The organism is Propioniciclava sinopodophylli, from assembly GCF_004324755.1.
GTDB classification, from domain to species: domain Bacteria; phylum Actinomycetota; class Actinomycetes; order Propionibacteriales; family Propionibacteriaceae; genus Propioniciclava; species Propioniciclava sinopodophylli.
This window is the reverse complement of sequence record NZ_SDMQ01000006.1, coordinates 164,176-179,525: the sequence shown is the minus strand read 5'-3', so window position 1 is coordinate 179,525 and position 15,350 is coordinate 164,176. Positions and strand designations below refer to the sequence as shown.

Sequence of the window (15,350 nt, the reverse complement as noted above, 5' to 3'; positions counted from 1 at the left end):
CCTGAGGACTGACACCCGGGTGGGTGTGCGGTTCGAGGCGGCGAGCCCATCGCTCCAGCGATGGGATCGCCGCCTCGAAGTGCACACCGGGTGGCTGGCTGGGCCCCGCCGGTGTCGGGTCAGGCGGTCACGCCGCCGGCGTGGTCGACGGTGGCGTTGCCGGGCTGGATCGGGCCTGCCGGCGTCCGGGACAGCTTGGGCGCCGGCGCGGGCTGCCACAGCCCATCGACCTCCACCATCGTCGCGCGGGCCGCGTTGTGCGGGTCGTGTCGCACCTCGCTCATGCGCAGCACAGGCTCCAGGCAGGCGTCGCTGCCCTTCACGCGCTCCGTCCACTCGGCACGCGTGCGGCGCCTGATGGCGCCGCCGATCGCCTCCCGCAGCGCGGGCCAGCCGTCGCGGTCGTGCTGGTCGGGCAGGGCGTCCGCGTCGAGCTCGAGCAGTTCCAGCAGCTGGGCGAAGAACTTGGGCTCCAGCGACCCCACGGCCATCCACTCGCCGTCGGCGGTCTCGTAGCAGTCATAGAACGGGGCGCCGGAGTCGACGAGGTTCACGCCCCGCCGCGTCTCGTCCCACATGCCCAGCTGGGCGAACCCGTGGAACGCCGTGGCCAGCAGCGTCGCTCCGTCCAGGATGGCAGCGTCCACCACCTGCCCCCGCCCGGAGGAGTTGCGCTCGTACAGCGCGGCGAGGATGCCGAAGCACAGCATCATCGAGCCGCCACCGAGGTCGCCGATGTAGGCCAGCGGCACCGTCGGCGGCTGGCCGGCGCGCCCCAGCGTCGACAGCGTGCCGGACGCCGCCATGTAGTTCAGGTCGTGGCCGGCCTGGGTGGCCTTGGGACCGTACTGCCCCCAGCCCGTCACGCGCCCGTAGACCAGCCGCGGGTTGAGCTCCAGGCAGACGTCGGGGCCGACGCCGAGCCGCTCGGCGACTCCGGGCCGGTTGCCCTCGATGAGCACGTCGGCCGTCCGGACGAGGTCCAGCACGGCGTCGCGGCCCTCGGGGGTCTTGAGGTCCAGCTCGAGGGTGCGGCGGTTGCGGTGGATGATGTCCGTGCGACGATTGCCGATCGGGCCCACCGCGGGCACTCCCCCGGGACGCTCCACGTGGATCACCGTCGCCCCGTGGTCGGCGAACATCATGGCCGCGAACGGCCCCGGGCCGATCGTGCCGAGCTCGATGACCGTCAAACCTGCCAATGCCCCCGTCGTCATGGGGTCCATCCCAGCAGACGGCTCCAAGGGCGCGCGAGGCGGCGCGTACAGTGCTCGGGTGCCCACGCCCCCGACCCCGCCCACGCCCACGGCGTCCGACCTCGCGGAGCGGTCGCGCGGGCTGGCTGCCGGCGTCGGCGCGTACGTGATCTGGGGCTTCTTCCCGCTCCTGTTCCCGCTGCTCAAGCCGGCCGAGCCGCTGGAGATTCTCGCCCACCGCATCATCTGGTCGCTGGTGGCGGTCACGGTGACGATGCTGCTGCTGCGCCAGTCGTGGGGGTGGCTGCGCCAGGCGCTGACCCGGGAGCGACTGCCGTGGGTGCTCGCCGCCGCCGTCCTCATCGGCGTCAACTGGCTCACCTACATCTGGGCGGTCAACACCAACCACGTCGTCGAGGCGAGCCTGGGCTACTTCATCAACCCGTTGGTCAACATCGTCCTCGGCGTGGTGCTGTTCGGCGAGCGCATGACCCGCGGCGGACGCCTCGGCACCCTCCTCGCGGCGGCCGGCGTGGGCATCATCGCCTGGGAGAACTGGGCGGGCCTGTGGGTCTCGCTGGTGTTGGCGTTCTCGTTCGGTCTCTACGGCGCGGTGAAGAAGCGGGCCACCGCGCCCGCGCTGGGCGGGCTGTTCCTGGAGTCGGCGGTCCTTCTGCCGGCGGCGCTGGCCTACTGGGCCTGGCTCGCCTCGACCGGCGGCAATCACTTCTCCGACTCCCCCGCCCAGGCGGGGCTGCTGGTGCTGGGCGGCGTTCTCACCGCGATCCCCCTGTGGCTGTTCGCGGTCGCCGCGCGCCGCCTGCCCTACGGCGTGGTCGGCATCCTGCAGTACCTGGGGCCGACGATCCAGTTCATCCTGGGCATCACGGTTTTCGGGCAGCACGTGACGCCGTCCTACTGGGCCGGGCTGGCGCTGGTCTGGGCCGGCTCGGTGGTCTACCTGCGCTCGGTGTTCGCCCGAGCGCGGGCCCACCAGTGACCCCGGCCCCACGCGACACGGACGCCGACGACACGGTTTCTGCCCCACCACGGGGGAACTTTCCGCATGATGGGGAACACGACGCAGGGCGGACGCCGTGCGCCACGGTCGCGGGGAGGTGAGGATGGACGCCGAGGAGGAATCCACAGTCCACAAGGCGCTCACCGCGCCCGAACCCAACGACCCCGCCAAACCCGCGTGGCCGTGGCAGATCCCGGCCCGGTCGTGGCGCTACGTCCTGCGCCGCACGTGGTCGGAGTTCTGGTACCGCCACATCCTCGACAACGCGGGCAACCTCGCCTACATGTCGGTGCAGTCGCTGTTCCCGGGGCTGCTGGCGATCCTGGCCGGGCTGACGCTGCTGGGCCAGGGCACCGCCGCCGTCGAGTGGATGATCGAGTTCCTCGCCTCGATCGCCCCCGACGCCGTCGTCGACCTGGTTGCCGACCCGCTGCGCCAGCTGGCCAGGGCCGCGGGGGCCGACTGGGTGCTCGGCATCGCGCTCATCGGCGCCCTGTGGGCGGCGTCCGGCTACGTGGCGGCGTTCGGGCGCTCGGCCAACCGCATCCACGGCGTGGTCGAGGGGCGCCCGATCTGGCAGATCATCCCCTACAACCTGCTCGTCACCCTGCTGATGCTGGTGTTCGGGGCGTTCGTCCTGCTGGTGGTGCTGCTGTCGGCAGGCATCTGGGAGGTCGTGCTGGACTACCTCGGCCTCGACGACGGGCCGCTGCGGGCGCTGCGCGGCAACCGCTGGGTCGTGCTGGCCATCGCCTCGCTCGTCGCGGTGCTCGCGCTCTACCGGGCCACGCCCAACGTCCGCCAGGCGAAGCTGCGCTGGTCGATCCCCGGGGCGCTGTTCGCGATGGGGGCCACCGTGCTGGCCATCGTCGGCTTCTCCGCTTGGGTCGCCGAGTTCGGACGCCTCCCGGCCAGCTACGGCATCGTCGGGTCGTTCATCATCCTGCTGCTGGGTCTGTGGATCATGAACATCGCCCTGCTGATCGGGGTCGTGCTCAACGCCGAGATCGAGCGGGCCCGCCTGCTGGCGGGCGGCTTCCCAGCCGAACGGGAGCTGCTCGTGCAGCCCCGGAACACCCGGATGATCCAGGCCCGCACCGCCGAGGAGGACTGGCTCGCGGAGCGCGCCGGCGAGCTGCGCGGTCAGGCGACCGGCCACTCCCAGCCGTCGAGACGTCCGAGGAAATCATCGGACGGGTCACCCTCGTAACCCACCTCGAACGGGGTGAGCTGGGCGGCCTGCAGCACCTCCAGAGCATTGAATATGCCGGAAGCGAACTCCTCGGCCATCACCACCGCGAGAGCCTCCCGCTGGTCGGCGTCCAGGCTGGTCACCAGCCGGTTCAGTGCCGTCTGCCGCACGTCGTCGGCCGCGGCGTTCTCGTTCCAGACACCGATGCGGATGCGCTCGGCGGACACCTGGCCCGGGCCGGAGCAGCACACCACCATGGCGTCGATCATCTGCCGGTACATCCACCGGGGGTCGTGCTCGGTCATGGCTCCATCATGCCCTCTCCGCCCCCAGGTGGGCGTCGGCCCCGCGCCCGATCAGAGCGTGGGGGTGAAGTCGCCGCGCTCGCGGTAGACGTCGACGGCCTCGCGCAGGGCGCGCAGCACGTAGGGCGGGAAGTCCAGGCCGTTGCGCTGGGCCCAGAGCAGGTTGGCCTCGAGGCGTCCGATCTCCTTGGCGAAGACCTCCAGCTCGCGCTCGAAACCGAGCTTGGTGATGACCTCGCCCATCTGCGCCTGGTAGCGCGGGTCGTTGTGGGTGCCGACGAGCTCGTAGGAGAACGTGCGCAGCTTGCGGGCCAGCCACATCTGCCACGGCTTGAGCGTGCCGTCGGTGGTGACCTTCTCGGCGCTCATCCGGTAGAAGGCGAAGTGACCGGGCTCCTGGCGCTTGATCGGGTTGATGATCGTCTCGCGCACGGCCTTCTCGCCCATCGCGTCCAGCTCGGAGGCGAACGCGTTGTAGGCCAGCACGGCCTGCCGCTCGGTCGAGGCGCCGGTGAAGTAGTAGATGGTGCGCGCCACGTCCTGGATCTGCTCGAAGTGCGCCATCGCGCCGAGCGCCTTCACGGCGAACCCGACCTGCAGCAGCGGCTCGGACTCGGGGAGCCCGATGCGCCGTTTCAGCTCGTCGAGGATCAGCCCGTGCTGGATCTCCTGGCCGTACCAGACGTCGGCGTAGAAGACGCGGTCGGCCTCGGAGGGGTTCGGCATGATCGTGAGCAACTCGAGCACATTGCGCTCGACCTCGAGCTCGACGCGGGCCAGGTAGTCGAGGACGCCCGCGAACCGCGTCCGCATCGCGGTGGGGTCACCGACGGTGAAGTCGACCGAGTCCCACGGAACGGGTGGGTGCTCCTCGCCCATCTTGTTGACGTGAGAGAGCAGCAGGGCGTCGGTGATGCGGGACGAGCGAGCCACCCGGCCAGCCTAGCCGTCGAGAGTCCCAAACCGAACGATCGCTCTGGGGCGTGGGCGATCGATCAGGCGTGCTTCCAGTCCTCGATCGGCCAGTACTGCCGGGACGCCACCCGGTACAGCGGCAGGTCGGGGTTGACCGCCACGGGCCGCCCCAGCAGGGACAGCCACGAGGCGTCCGCGATGGAGTCGCCGTACCCGTGCGAGCGGGACAGGTCGTACCCGCCCGCGGCCGCGTACGCCTTCAGCCACTGGGCGCGCGCCTCGTCGACGAGCGGCGGGGTGGACAGGTAGCCCGTCATCACGCCGTCCCGGACCTCCATCGAGGAGGCGACCACGTCGTCGAACAGGGGCACCAGCGGGGCCGCGAACAAGTCGAGCCCCCCGGTGACCAGCACGGTGCGGTGGCCGGCTGCGCGGTGCTCCTCGATGCGGGCCAGCGCACCGGGCTTGAGCTTGCGCACGACGTTCTGGCCCCAGGCGCCGCCCACGACGCGCTCGATGTCCGCCACGCGCGTGCCGGCGTAGCGGCGCGAGAAGGCGCGCACGAACTCGCCGCGGTCGCGGCGCTCGGCCTGGAGGTAGACCCCCACGTTGCGGACCAGGTCGGCCAGCTCGCCAGGCAGCTCGGCCGGCGAGTGCAGCAGGCCCATCACCGACAGGTACTGGGTGACCAGCGAGCTCGGCAGCAGCGTGCCCTCGAGGTCGAACACCGCGAGCACGTCGGTGCCCGATTCGAGCCGGCGAGCCTGCGAGCGGGTCGCCTTGCGCGCCGAGGACGCCCGGGCGTGCACCTTGGCCAGCGACGTCATCGCGGGCAGGTGCACCTCCTGCCAGTAGTGGCTCCAGTCGATGTCGCGCACGTCGAACGTCCGGTCGGCCGGCGTCCCCTCGGGCAGCTTGGCCCCCAGTGCGCGGGTCTGCTGGTCGTCGAACAGCATCTCGGTGCGGGTGTAGCTCTGGTACAGGTCGACGTAGGTGCGCAGCGAGCCCAGCCCGCGCTCCATCTTCGACAGCGAGGACGCCCACTGCCGCGTCCGCACCGTCGAGGGCAGCGCCTCGCCGATGCGCGAGCCCAGCGCCGACAGGCGCTCCTTGAGCCGCAGCGAGCGCTCGGCGGCGTTGTTGGCCGGGAACCTCCATGTCGGCACCACGATGGGACGGCCCCGGTCGTCCTCGAGCGGGTGGGCGAGGAAGTACTGGCGCACCTCGGCGTACATGCGGTGGAACGGCAGCGGGTTCGAGGCGCCGGAGCACACCTGGTAGTAGTCGGCCCGGATCCCCGCGCTCGTCGATGGGGTTTCGACAGGCTCGGTCACCCGCGAGGCCGACCCCTGGTGGCCGAGGGTGGCCAGCGCCAGGATCACGTTCACGACGTAGTCGACCGGGATCACGTCCAGCACCGAGTCGGGCAGGCCCGGGAACTCGGGCAGCGCGCCCTTGGCGTAGGCCATGATCAGCGGGTCGGCGACCTTGAAGCCGTCGATCCAGCCCGGGAACGGGTGGCGCAGGGACGACTCGATGATCGCCGGGCGCACGATCGACAGGCGTCGGCCCCTGCCGGCCCACTCCTCCTCGGCGACCCGCTCCCCCAGCGCCTTGGAGAACGTGTAGACGTCCGTCCAGCCGACCGAGCGGGCGCGGGTGCGCCCGAGCTCGACCAGGCGGGTGTTCACCCACTCCAGCCGCGCCGCCTCGGACGCCCGGGCCACCGACTTGGGCCCCTCCTTGCCGTGGCCCCGGGTGGCGGCGTCGATGAACTCCTGCAGGCGCTCCGGCGTCCGGGAGGCCGCCTCGGCCTCGACCCGGGCGACCTCGGCGGCCGCGATCTCGGCGCGCCAGTCGATGTCGTGGTCGACGGACGCCTCGGGCCGCAGCCCCTTGGCGATGCCGCCCACGTAGCAGGTGGACACGTGGATGACGTGCGGGTCGAGCCCGGACGCCTCGAGCGCGGCGTAGAGCGCGCGCGGGCCGCCGACGTTGTTGGCGAAGGACTCGTCGATCGGCGCGTCGAAGCTCACCGTCGAGGCGGAGTGGATGACGACGTCGACGGGCGCGTCGATCCGCTCCAGGGTGGCGAGGTCCGCCTCCAGGACGCCCGTCCGCTCGGCCCAGATACGCTTCGCCTCGGCGTCGCCCACGGCGTCCCGCCACGTCTTGAAGACGGGCTTGCGCAGCAGCCGGTCGAGGCGGTCGCGGGCGGCCTGGCTGCCCTTGGGACGGATGACGGCGGTGACGTGGGCGTCCGTGTCTGCGAGGAGCCGTTCGAGCACGGCCTGCCCGAGGAAGCCGGTCACTCCGGTGAGCAGGACCCGTACGGGTTCGGTCGACACCTCAAGACTCCTTCCGGAGGCGATGGGGGTCGCCCTCCTGCGGCGCAGCGTAATGTAGCGTGCCGTTCCATGCGGTTCGCGCTCATCACCGGTGGCACGTCCGGGATCGGGTTGTCCTTCGCCCGGGCCCTGGCGCGTGACGGCGCTTCCCTCGTGCTGGTGGCCCGCGACCGCGCGCGCCTGGACGCCGTGGCGGACGAGCTACGTGGCGCCCACGGCGTCCCCGTCGAGACGCTGGTGGCCGACCTGGCCGAGCGCGACGACCAGGCCCGGGTTGCCAAGCGGCTGGGGGCGGGAGACATCGACACCCTGGTCAACAACGCGGGCTTCTCGCTCAAGACGCCGCTGGTCGGCGGCGACGACGCGCTCGCCGACGCCGCGTACGAGGTGATGGGCCGGGCGCCGCGCGTGCTGGCCTCAGCCGTGGCGCCGGCGATGCGGGAGCGCGGCGAGGGCTGGATCATCAACGTGGTGAGCGTCTCGGCGCTCACCCGGCAGGACTCCTACTCGGCGCTCAAGGCGTACGCGCTGGCGCTGACCGAGGTGCTGGCGCTCGAACTGACAGGGACGGGCGTGAACGTGACCGCCGTCCTGCCCGGCTGGACGCGCACCGAGTTCCATTCGCGCGGCGGTTCGGGGCGCAAGGGTGTCCCGGGCTTCCTCTGGCTGGACGCCGACCGCGTCACCGAGGTGGCCCTGGCCGACGCACGGGCCGGGCACGTGATCTCGATCCCCAGCAAGCGGTACAAGGTGGCGGCAGCGGTACTGCAACTGCTGCCGAACGCCGCGGTGCGCGAGGTCTCGCGCCGCATCAAGGGCAAGACCAAGACCCCCAGCGAAGGAGCGGTGTCGTGAAGCAGGTCAAGCACATGAAGTGGTGGGGATGGGGCGAGGAGGGCGTCTTCTTCAACTACGCCAACAAGCCCGCGTTCGCGCCGTTCGTCAAGAAGCACCTCGGCATCGACCTGCGCCCGCGCCAGGTCGACACGATCCCGTTCGACGCCTCCACCGTCCCCGACTCCCCCCTGCCGGACGCCCTGCGCGACGCCCTGGTCGCTGCCACGGCGTCCGACCGCGTGACGACGGACGCCCACGAGCGGGTCGTCCACGGGCACGGCTCGTCGGTCACCGAACTGCTGCACGTGTCGCGATTCGACTACGGGCGCCTGCCGGAAGTCGTCGTCTACCCCGAGACCGACGACGAGGTCGCGGCTGTGCTGCGCGCGTGCGTCGAGGCGGACGCCGTGGTCGTCCCGTTCGGCGGCGGCACGAACATCTCCCGCTCGCTGCAGCTCGACCCCACCGAGGCCCGCCCGATCGTGTCGCTGGACATGGGGCTGCTGGTGGGCGTGCACGAACTCGACACCGAGTCGGGCCTCGCCCGGATCGGCGCCGGCATGCTCGGCCCCGACCTGGAGGAGGCGCTGAACGCCCGCGGCTGGACGCTGGGCCATTTCCCCGACTCGTTCACCCACTCGACCCTCGGCGGCTGGGCGGCGACGCGTTCTTCGGGCATGCAGTCGGACAAGTACGGCGACATCGCCGACATCATCCGCGGCATGACGGTGGTGCGGCCCTCGGGCACGGTCACGCTCAAGCCGGTGCCGTCGGAGTCGACCGGCCCCTCGCTGCGCGAGATGTTCATCGGCTCCGAGGGACGCCTGGGCGTCATCACCGACGTGTGGGTGCGCGTGCACCGGCTCGCCGAGGAACGCGTCGTCGTCGCGTACATGTACCCCACGTGGTCCGACGCCGTCGACGCGATCCACTCGATCGCCGAGGCCGAGGTTCCGACCACCTTCGTGCGCATCTCGGACGCCCACGAGACCGCCTTCTCGCTGTCAACGCAGAAGGAGGCCGTGACCCTGAAGAAGAAGGTCGAGGCCAAGGCGCAGGAACAGCTGTGGGCGTTCATGCGCCGACGCGGCTGGGACACCGACCAGATGTGCATCTCGTACGTGTGCTTCGAGGGCTCCAAGGGTGACGTGGACGGCCGACGCCGCGACGTCGCGCTGATCGCCAAACGGCACGGTGCACTGACTCTGGGCACCGGCCCCGGCGCCCTGTACGACCAGAAGAAGTTCGACACCCCCTACCTGCGCGACTTCCTGCTCGAGCAGGACGTGATGGGCGACGTGTCCGAGACGGCGGCGCCGTGGTCGCGGATCAACACGATCCACGATTCGGTGTACGTGGCCGCCCAGGACGCCTTCGACAAGCTGGGCAAGCAGGGCTTCATTATGTGCCACCTGTCGCACAGCTACCACGTGGGTGCCTGCCTGTACTTCACGTTCGCCTTCCAGGCCGGCGAGGAGCCCGACCGGGAGTACGCGACGGTCAAGACCGCGATCCAGCAGGCGTTCGTCGACAACGGCGGCACGCTGTCGCACCACCACGGCGTCGGCATGGAGCACGCGCCGTGGATGGAGCAGGTCGTCTCGACCGAGGGCGTGAACCTGATGCGCACGCTGTTCAACGCCACCGACCCGGGCAACCACCTCAACCCCGGCAAGATTGTCGACGCGTCGCTGTCGCTCTATGACCAGCTGTGATGGGGCGGGCCCGTGTGCATTTCTATGGGGCGGAAACCGCATCACAGTGATGCACACGGGGGTTTCTGGCGTCGAAACGCTGCCTAGAAATGCACACGGATAGTCGGGGCTCGGGTTCGAGTCTGGCCGCCGTGGGTTTGGTCTTCGCCGGGGGCGCTGCCGGCTCGCTGGTTCGATACGTGGTCGGGGTGGCCCTGCCCGCGCTGTGGCCCGTGCTCGTCGTGAACGTGCTCGGCTCGCTGATGCTGGGGCTTCTGCTGGGGTCGGCTCCGTCGCGGTCGGTTCGGCTGCTGATCGGGACAGGATTCCTGGGCGGCTTCACGACGTATTCGGCCTTCGCGGTCGAGGTGGCCTCCCTCGGGGTCGTCGGCGGGCCCGCGCTCGGTCTGGCGTTCGGGTTGGGGCAAGCCGCCTTCGGCGTAGTCGCGGCCCTGCTCGGCTTCGCACTGGCGGACGTCCGACGCGCGCGGCCGGAGGTGTCGGCATGACGTGGCTGTGGGTCGCCCTGGCGGGCGGTGTGGGTGCGGTGCTGCGCCACCTCGCCCACACCGGAGCGCAGCACGCGGGCTGGCGGTCGCCGTGGGCGACCTTGGCCGTCAACGTCGCGGGGTCGTTCGCCATCGGCATCGTGGCTGGTTTCGGTGCGCGGGTGTGGTCGCCCGAACTCGTGACGGTCCTCGCCACCGGGTTGTTGGGCGGGTTCACCACCTTCTCGACAGCCTCGGTCGAGGCCGCCGACCTCTGGCGCGACGGACGCCGCGGGCCTGCGGTCGGCCTCGCCACGGCCATGTTGGTCGGATCGGTCGCAGCGTGTGCACTCGGCTGGTGGTTGGCGTCGCTCCCACTCTGATGCACAGCTGCATCAGAGTCAGAGCGACGCCAGCACCACACCGCCAATCCTCCCGACGGGCGTAGGCTCGACCCACCGAAGGATGGAGCCCCCACCATGCCCGACCTCACCCGCTTCAGCGTCGCCACCGCGAACCTGTTCAACCTCCAACTGCCCGGACGCCGCATGCACCGGTTCTCCAAGCCCTGGACGGAGGAGGAGTTCGCCCGGAAATCCACCTGGCTAGGCCTGACGCTGCGTGAACTGGACGCCGACATCGTGGGCGTCCAGGAGTTGTGGCACGCGGACGCCCTCGCCGAGGTCCTCCGCCGCAACGGCCTGGAGGAGACCTACGACCTGCTCGCCACGCCCGCGGACGGCACCCGCATCGTGTGCGGGGCGCTCGTCCGCAAGGGCCTGCTGCGGGGGCAACCCGAGTGGGTCACCCGGTTCCCCGACGGGCTGCACCTGGAGTCGACCAGCCCCGAGGACCCGCAGGCGCCCGACATCAAGGTCGCCCTGGGCGGGTTCTCCCGTCCGGTACTGACCTTCGAGGTGGCCCTGCGCGAGGCCCCGCCGCTGACGCGCGTCTACGTGGCACACCTGAAGTCGAAGTTGCCCGCCGAGGTGCACGAGGAGGCCTGGTACGAGGCCGACCCCGACCGATTCCGCAACCACCGCACCGCGATCGGGGCGGCCCTGTCGACGATCCGGCGCACGGCCGAGGCGGCGGCCCTGCGGGTGCTGCTGACCGAGGCCACCAAGGGCACGGTCACGCCCGTCATCGTGCTCGGCGACCTCAACGACGGGCAGCTGAGCAACACGCTGAACATCCTCACCGAGCAGCCGCGCTACTTGGTCGGCGACTCCCGCGGTGGGGGCGACATCGCCCTGTACTCGGGCCAGACCCTGCAGGAGTACCGCGACACGCGCGACGTCTACTACACCCACGTCCACAACGACATGCGCGAGTCGCTCGACCACGTGCTGGTCTCGGAGCAGTTCTACGACAACTCCCACCGCCGGCTGTGGCTGTTCGACGGCCTGGTGATCTACAACGACCACCTCAACGACACCACCAGCGCCGACCACAAGCGCAAGGGCACCGGCGACCACGGCCTGGTGAAGGTGAGGTTCAGGTGGCGGCCGGCGCGCCAGGCCTGAGCGCCCGACGGTCGGTCATTCGAGGTTGACCGGGCACACCCGACCGATGTTAGGGTTTTGCACATCGTCCCACCCCCGCGGACACCCCCTGGTGGCACCCCCGCCATCCCTGCCCCCCAGGACCGTCATGTCCACCCCCACCCTGTCTTCCACGACCCCTGCCGACGCCGCCCCCGCGCGTCCCGACCAGCCCCTGCTCCCCATGGCCATCCTGGGGACCGGCGAAGCCCTGCCCCGCCGCGTCGTCACGACCGCCGAGGTCGCTGCACGGTGCGGCCTGCCGGCGGACGAAGCCGAACAGCGCTCCGGTGTGCTCACGCGGCACTGGATCAGTCCCGATGAGGACCCCCTCGACCTCGGTGTCGCGGCCGCCCGTTCCGCACTGGCAGACGCCGGCCTCACCATCGCCGACATCGACTGCGTCCTGAACGCCTCGGGCACCCCCATGCAGGCGATCCCCGACGGCGGGGCGTTGCTGGCCGCCGAACTCGGCATGGCGCCCACCAAGTCGGCGTACAGCGTGCACGGCACGTGCCTGTCCTTCCTCTTCGCGTTGCGTGAGGCGGCCCTCCTGATCGCCCACGGTTCCGCCCGCCACGTCCTGATCGTGTCGACCGAGGCCGGCAGTCGGGGGCTCAACTTCGCCCAGCCCGAGAGCGCCCTGCTGATCGGGGACGCCGCGGCCGCCGTCGTCGTCGGGCCCGCCCAACGCCCGGGCCAGGGGCTCGTGCGGAGTTCCTTCATCACGGTCACCTCCGGGGTCGAGGACGCACGCATCCGGGGCTTCGGCACACGCATCCCGATCGAGGAGGCGAGCGAGCGCCTGACCGACTTCAAGTTCGACATGCAGGGCATCCGCCTGCTCGCGAGCGCGATCCGCGCCTTCCCGAAGTTCCTGGAGGACTTCGAGCCGGGGCTGAGCAGCGGCCTGGGCGACACGATCGCCGCCGGCATCCCGTTGACCCTGCACCGCGCACGGATCCAGCCCGGGGAACGCCTGCTGCTGGTCGGATCGGGGGCAGGTACCCACTTCGGGGCACTGCTCGTCCAGAACTGACGCGCGGGAGCGCCCGGACCGGACATGCCCACGACCATCAGCATCCGTGGCCTCGGCAAGAGCTACGGCACCGGGGAGTCGGTCGTCCACGCGCTGCGCGATGTGGACCTCGACCTGGCGAGCCGTCGGCTCACGGTCATCCTGGGCCCGTCGGGCTCCGGCAAAAGCACCCTGCTCAACCTGCTGGGAGGGATGGATCGCGCCAGCGCGGGGAGCCTGGTCGTCGACGGGATGGACATCCGCGAGGGTGGCGGCCACGCCCCGGCCCAGGACGCCCGCGACCACCGTGTCGCCGCGTTCGACCAGGGGCAGCAGGGCGTCGGCGAGCGGGACGGCCAGCACCCTCATCCAGCGGCGCAGCAGCGTGAGCTGACCCAGCGGGTGGCGGGCGAGGCCCTCGGCGAGGCGGCCGCGGGCCAGCGTGTCGGTCAGGCGACCCGGGATGCCGACGAACCCTGCCCCGTGCCCGGCGACCAGCGACGCGTACTCGTCGATGGCGACGACGCGCGCGTCCACCCCCGATGCGACCAGCGCGCCAGCCAGCACGGCCAGCGGTTGGACATCCCCCCGCGAGCCGAGGGCGATCAGCAGGACCTTGGTCACCGCCCCATCGTCGCCCACGCGCCGGTCGCGGGCAACGAGGGGCGGCACCGTCCTCCTCCCGTGGTGGTCAGCAGCGGACCGAGGATGCCCCGGCGCTGAAGGTCGTGAGCATCCGCTCGGGCAGGTCGGAACCGGCACCGAAGTACTCCAGGCCCTTGCCGTTGGCGCCGTTGGGGGCCATGCGGCCCTCACCCTTCGGGTCGGCAATGGTCATGTCGACCTTGACCTTGATCGCGACCGGCAGCTTGGCCGCGCGCAGCGCCGCGTAGCCGGCCTTGCGCTGGGCCTCGCACTTCACGCCGGGCATGCCCTCGAGCGCGAGGCCGTCCTCGGCGGTGATGGTCCACCAGTTGGGGGACGCCGGACCGTTCAGGTTGTACATCGGGATGAAGCAGTGCTGCGCGAACGCCGGCGACGCCGCCAGCACGGCTGCGGTGAGCGTCGCGGCACCGGTCACCAGGAATCGTCGGATGGTCTTCGGCATGGCTTCCTCCATGGTCGGGGCGTCCCGATGTGAGGGTTGTCGGACGCCGGGCACCAGCGTGGCCGAGCCCGCGGCGTCCGGCTTGACCGGGACGACACAGTCGCTGTGCTGTTCCGTCACAGCCGTCACCGGGGTGAGGCTTCACCCTGTCCCACCCGGGCGCCGCGGCCTACAGTCTGCGCATGCCGCACACGGGGGACCAGCGGACCTGGAGCACGGCCGGGCACCGCCCGGAGCTGCAGCTCGCCGTCTGGGGGCAGATCGTGGCGGACGCGTTCGTCCCGGTCACCGTCTCCCCCCAGGACCCGTATGAGGAGGGGTTCGCGTCCGAGGTCGGCGGACGCCGGATCGGTGACGTGCACCTGATGGGGCTGAACTCGCAGCGCCAGGTCGTCGAGCGGACGCCGTCGCACATCGCCGCCCACCCCGGCGACCTCTACTTCCTCAACGCCCCCGTGCATGGCTCGGGCAGCGCCCAGCAGTTCGGGCGGGTCGCCTCGGCAGGGAGCGACTCGTTCGTGGTGGTGGACAGCGACCAGCCGTTCCGGCTGGAGTTCGGGGCCACGTTCTCGCAGTTGACGTTGGTGATCCCCAAGCCGTTGCTCGACCCGCTGTTGGTCGTCCCGGGCGTGGGCGTGGGGGTCGGCATCAAGGCGGATGCGGGTGCCGGGGCGCTGGTGACGGCGCTGCTGCGGGGGCTGGCCGAGCACTCCGACGAGCTGACCCCCCGCCAGGCCCGCGCTGCCACCGACCACCTGCTGGGGTTGGTTGCGATGGCGCTGGCCGGGGCCGCCGCGCCCGTGTTGGACGCCCGCGCCCTGCTGCTCCAACAGGCCATCGACGAGGCCGAACGCTCGCTGGGCGACCCGGACCTGACGGCCCACACCCTGGCCGCGCGGTTGTGCATCTCGACGAGCTATCTCACCAAGCTGTTCGCCGCCCGCGGGTTGAGCTTCGGGCGCTGGCTGCTGGGCCGCCGCCTCGACCGGGCGTGGGCCGAATTGGCGCCGGGGGCGTCCGACGGTCGCACGATCACTGACGTGGCGTTCGCCTGCGGGTTCCGTGACTCGGCGCACTTCGCCCGGACGTTCCGGGCCCGGTTCGGCACGACGCCCTCCGGACGGCGCACAATGGGGGCATGACCGACGACTTCGACGCCACCGCGTTCCGCGCCGCGGCCTGGGACTACGCCAACGACGCCCTCATCGCCATCGACACCGACGGGATCATCCGCGCCTGGAACCTGTTCGCCGAGAAGCTGTTCGGCTGGAGTGCTGAGGACGTCATCGGCCAGGACGTGAAAATCATGACCCCCGAACGGCTGCGCGCCGCCCACGACCGCGGCTTCTTCGCGGCCATGGAGTCGGGCCACCTGGCCTCCGACGGCCGGGCGCGCCGCACCAAGTCGTGCGAGAACATCTACGTCACCATGACCTTCGCCGTCATCTCGGACGCCTCGGGCGCGGCCATCGGCGCCGCCGCAGTGGCGCGCGAGTGGGAGCGCGACGCGGACTGACGCGGTGCCAGGCCCCCTGCCGCGGCCCCGGCCCCCGGACCGAACTCATCCCTCGGCATGAGTTTTTCCCCGAATCGGCCGGATTTCGGTTGCTCTCCCATGCCAAGGCATGAGTTCGGTCCATGCCTCGACGCAGACTGATCCATGACTTGAATTCCAGTCACATGA

General features: G+C 71.1%; 16 protein-coding genes. 11 read left to right on the top strand and 5 right to left on the bottom strand.

The window, feature by feature from the left end:
* Nucleotides 1-119: 119 nt before the first annotated feature.
* A complete protein-coding gene (locus ET989_RS07885; protein ID WP_165490087.1) occupies nucleotides 120-1,217 on the bottom strand; it encodes a CaiB/BaiF CoA transferase family protein in 1,098 nt (365 codons plus the stop codon).
* A gap of 58 nt (nucleotides 1,218-1,275) precedes the next feature.
* On the opposite strand from ET989_RS07885, the gene rarD reads away from it, so the two are divergent.
* Nucleotides 1,276-2,196 (top strand): EamA family transporter RarD, encoded by a 921-nt coding sequence (gene rarD, locus ET989_RS07880; RefSeq protein WP_165490086.1) that lies wholly within the window; start codon nucleotides 1,276-1,278, stop codon nucleotides 2,194-2,196.
* Nucleotides 2,197-2,320: 124 nt separating this feature from the next.
* Nucleotides 2,321-3,427 carry a YihY/virulence factor BrkB family protein gene (locus ET989_RS07875; RefSeq protein WP_131167985.1) on the top strand — a complete coding sequence of 369 codons (1,107 nt, stop codon included), beginning with the start codon at nucleotides 2,321-2,323 and terminating at the stop codon, nucleotides 3,425-3,427.
* Here ET989_RS07875 and ET989_RS07870 read toward each other — a convergent pair.
* The 3 genes from ET989_RS07870 to ET989_RS07860 form a co-directional block, all read right to left on the bottom strand.
* Complete coding sequence (locus tag ET989_RS07870) at nucleotides 3,361-3,714, bottom strand: DUF6547 family protein (protein WP_131167984.1); 354 nt, start codon at nucleotides 3,712-3,714, stop codon at nucleotides 3,361-3,363. The genes ET989_RS07875 and ET989_RS07870 overlap by 67 nt on opposite strands.
* Before the next feature lie 51 nt (nucleotides 3,715-3,765).
* Complete coding sequence (locus tag ET989_RS07865; protein ID WP_241656262.1) at nucleotides 3,766-4,647, bottom strand: GTP-binding protein LepA; 882 nt, start codon at nucleotides 4,645-4,647, stop codon at nucleotides 3,766-3,768.
* A gap of 62 nt (nucleotides 4,648-4,709) precedes the next feature.
* Nucleotides 4,710-6,977, bottom strand: coding sequence for an SDR family oxidoreductase (locus tag ET989_RS07860; RefSeq protein WP_131167983.1), 2,268 nt, complete (start codon nucleotides 6,975-6,977; stop codon nucleotides 4,710-4,712).
* A 69-nt stretch (nucleotides 6,978-7,046) separates the two neighbouring features.
* Here ET989_RS07860 and ET989_RS07855 point away from each other — a divergent pair, with 69 nt between their 5' ends.
* From ET989_RS07855 to ET989_RS15795, 7 genes are all read left to right on the top strand, one after another.
* On the top strand, nucleotides 7,047-7,832 hold the full coding sequence (locus ET989_RS07855) for an SDR family NAD(P)-dependent oxidoreductase (RefSeq protein WP_131167982.1): 786 nt from the start codon (nucleotides 7,047-7,049) through the stop codon (nucleotides 7,830-7,832).
* Nucleotides 7,829-9,529: an FAD-binding oxidoreductase gene (locus ET989_RS07850; protein WP_131167981.1), complete on the top strand. Its 1,701-nt coding sequence runs from the start codon at nucleotides 7,829-7,831 to the stop codon at nucleotides 9,527-9,529. The genes ET989_RS07855 and ET989_RS07850 overlap by 4 nt, the downstream gene beginning before the upstream one ends.
* A gap of 131 nt (nucleotides 9,530-9,660) precedes the next feature.
* Nucleotides 9,661-10,017 (top strand): fluoride efflux transporter FluC, encoded by a 357-nt coding sequence (locus ET989_RS07845; RefSeq protein WP_206662269.1) that lies wholly within the window; start codon nucleotides 9,661-9,663, stop codon nucleotides 10,015-10,017.
* A complete protein-coding gene (gene crcB, locus ET989_RS07840; RefSeq protein WP_131167979.1) occupies nucleotides 10,014-10,379 on the top strand; it encodes a fluoride efflux transporter CrcB in 366 nt (121 codons plus the stop codon). Before ET989_RS07845 ends, crcB begins: the two co-directional genes overlap by 4 nt.
* Before the next feature lie 96 nt (nucleotides 10,380-10,475).
* Nucleotides 10,476-11,522, top strand: coding sequence for an endonuclease/exonuclease/phosphatase family protein (locus tag ET989_RS07835; protein WP_131167978.1), 1,047 nt, complete (start codon nucleotides 10,476-10,478; stop codon nucleotides 11,520-11,522).
* 127 nt (nucleotides 11,523-11,649) lie between these two features.
* Nucleotides 11,650-12,579 (top strand): 3-oxoacyl-ACP synthase III family protein, encoded by a 930-nt coding sequence (locus ET989_RS07830; protein WP_131167977.1) that lies wholly within the window; start codon nucleotides 11,650-11,652, stop codon nucleotides 12,577-12,579.
* Between the two features lie 24 nt (nucleotides 12,580-12,603).
* On the top strand, nucleotides 12,604-13,281 hold the full coding sequence (locus ET989_RS15795; protein WP_131167976.1) for an ATP-binding cassette domain-containing protein: 678 nt from the start codon (nucleotides 12,604-12,606) through the stop codon (nucleotides 13,279-13,281).
* Here ET989_RS15795 and ET989_RS07820 read toward each other — a convergent pair.
* Nucleotides 13,250-13,795, bottom strand: coding sequence for a hypothetical protein (locus tag ET989_RS07820; RefSeq protein WP_131167975.1), 546 nt, complete (start codon nucleotides 13,793-13,795; stop codon nucleotides 13,250-13,252). The genes ET989_RS15795 and ET989_RS07820 overlap by 32 nt on opposite strands.
* Before the next feature lie 53 nt (nucleotides 13,796-13,848).
* Here ET989_RS07820 and ET989_RS07815 point away from each other — a divergent pair, with 53 nt between their 5' ends.
* Both ET989_RS07815 and ET989_RS07810 read left to right on the top strand, forming a co-directional pair.
* Complete coding sequence (locus ET989_RS07815; RefSeq protein ID WP_131167974.1) at nucleotides 13,849-14,808, top strand: AraC-like ligand-binding domain-containing protein; 960 nt, start codon at nucleotides 13,849-13,851, stop codon at nucleotides 14,806-14,808.
* Nucleotides 14,805-15,182 carry a PAS domain S-box protein gene (locus ET989_RS07810; RefSeq protein WP_131167973.1) on the top strand — a complete coding sequence of 126 codons (378 nt, stop codon included), beginning with the start codon at nucleotides 14,805-14,807 and terminating at the stop codon, nucleotides 15,180-15,182. Before ET989_RS07815 ends, ET989_RS07810 begins: the two co-directional genes overlap by 4 nt.
* The last annotated feature ends 168 nt before the right edge of the window (nucleotides 15,183-15,350 follow it).

Coding starts and splice junctions, on each gene's coding strand:
- ET989_RS07885 (WP_165490087.1), bottom strand. CDS start 1,217: ATGACGACGGGGGCATTGGCAGGTTTGACGGTCATCGAGCTCGGCACG.
- ET989_RS07875 (WP_131167985.1), top strand. CDS start 2,321: ATGGACGCCGAGGAGGAATCCACAGTCCACAAGGCGCTCACCGCGCCC.
- ET989_RS07870 (WP_131167984.1), bottom strand. CDS start 3,714: ATGACCGAGCACGACCCCCGGTGGATGTACCGGCAGATGATCGACGCC.
- ET989_RS07855 (WP_131167982.1), top strand. CDS start 7,047: ATGCGGTTCGCGCTCATCACCGGTGGCACGTCCGGGATCGGGTTGTCC.
- crcB (WP_131167979.1), top strand. CDS start 10,014: ATGACGTGGCTGTGGGTCGCCCTGGCGGGCGGTGTGGGTGCGGTGCTG.
- ET989_RS07835 (WP_131167978.1), top strand. CDS start 10,476: ATGCCCGACCTCACCCGCTTCAGCGTCGCCACCGCGAACCTGTTCAAC.
- ET989_RS07830 (WP_131167977.1), top strand. CDS start 11,650: ATGTCCACCCCCACCCTGTCTTCCACGACCCCTGCCGACGCCGCCCCC.
- ET989_RS15795 (WP_131167976.1), top strand. CDS start 12,604: ATGCCCACGACCATCAGCATCCGTGGCCTCGGCAAGAGCTACGGCACC.
- ET989_RS07815 (WP_131167974.1), top strand. CDS start 13,849: ATGCCGCACACGGGGGACCAGCGGACCTGGAGCACGGCCGGGCACCGC.
- ET989_RS07810 (WP_131167973.1), top strand. CDS start 14,805: ATGACCGACGACTTCGACGCCACCGCGTTCCGCGCCGCGGCCTGGGAC.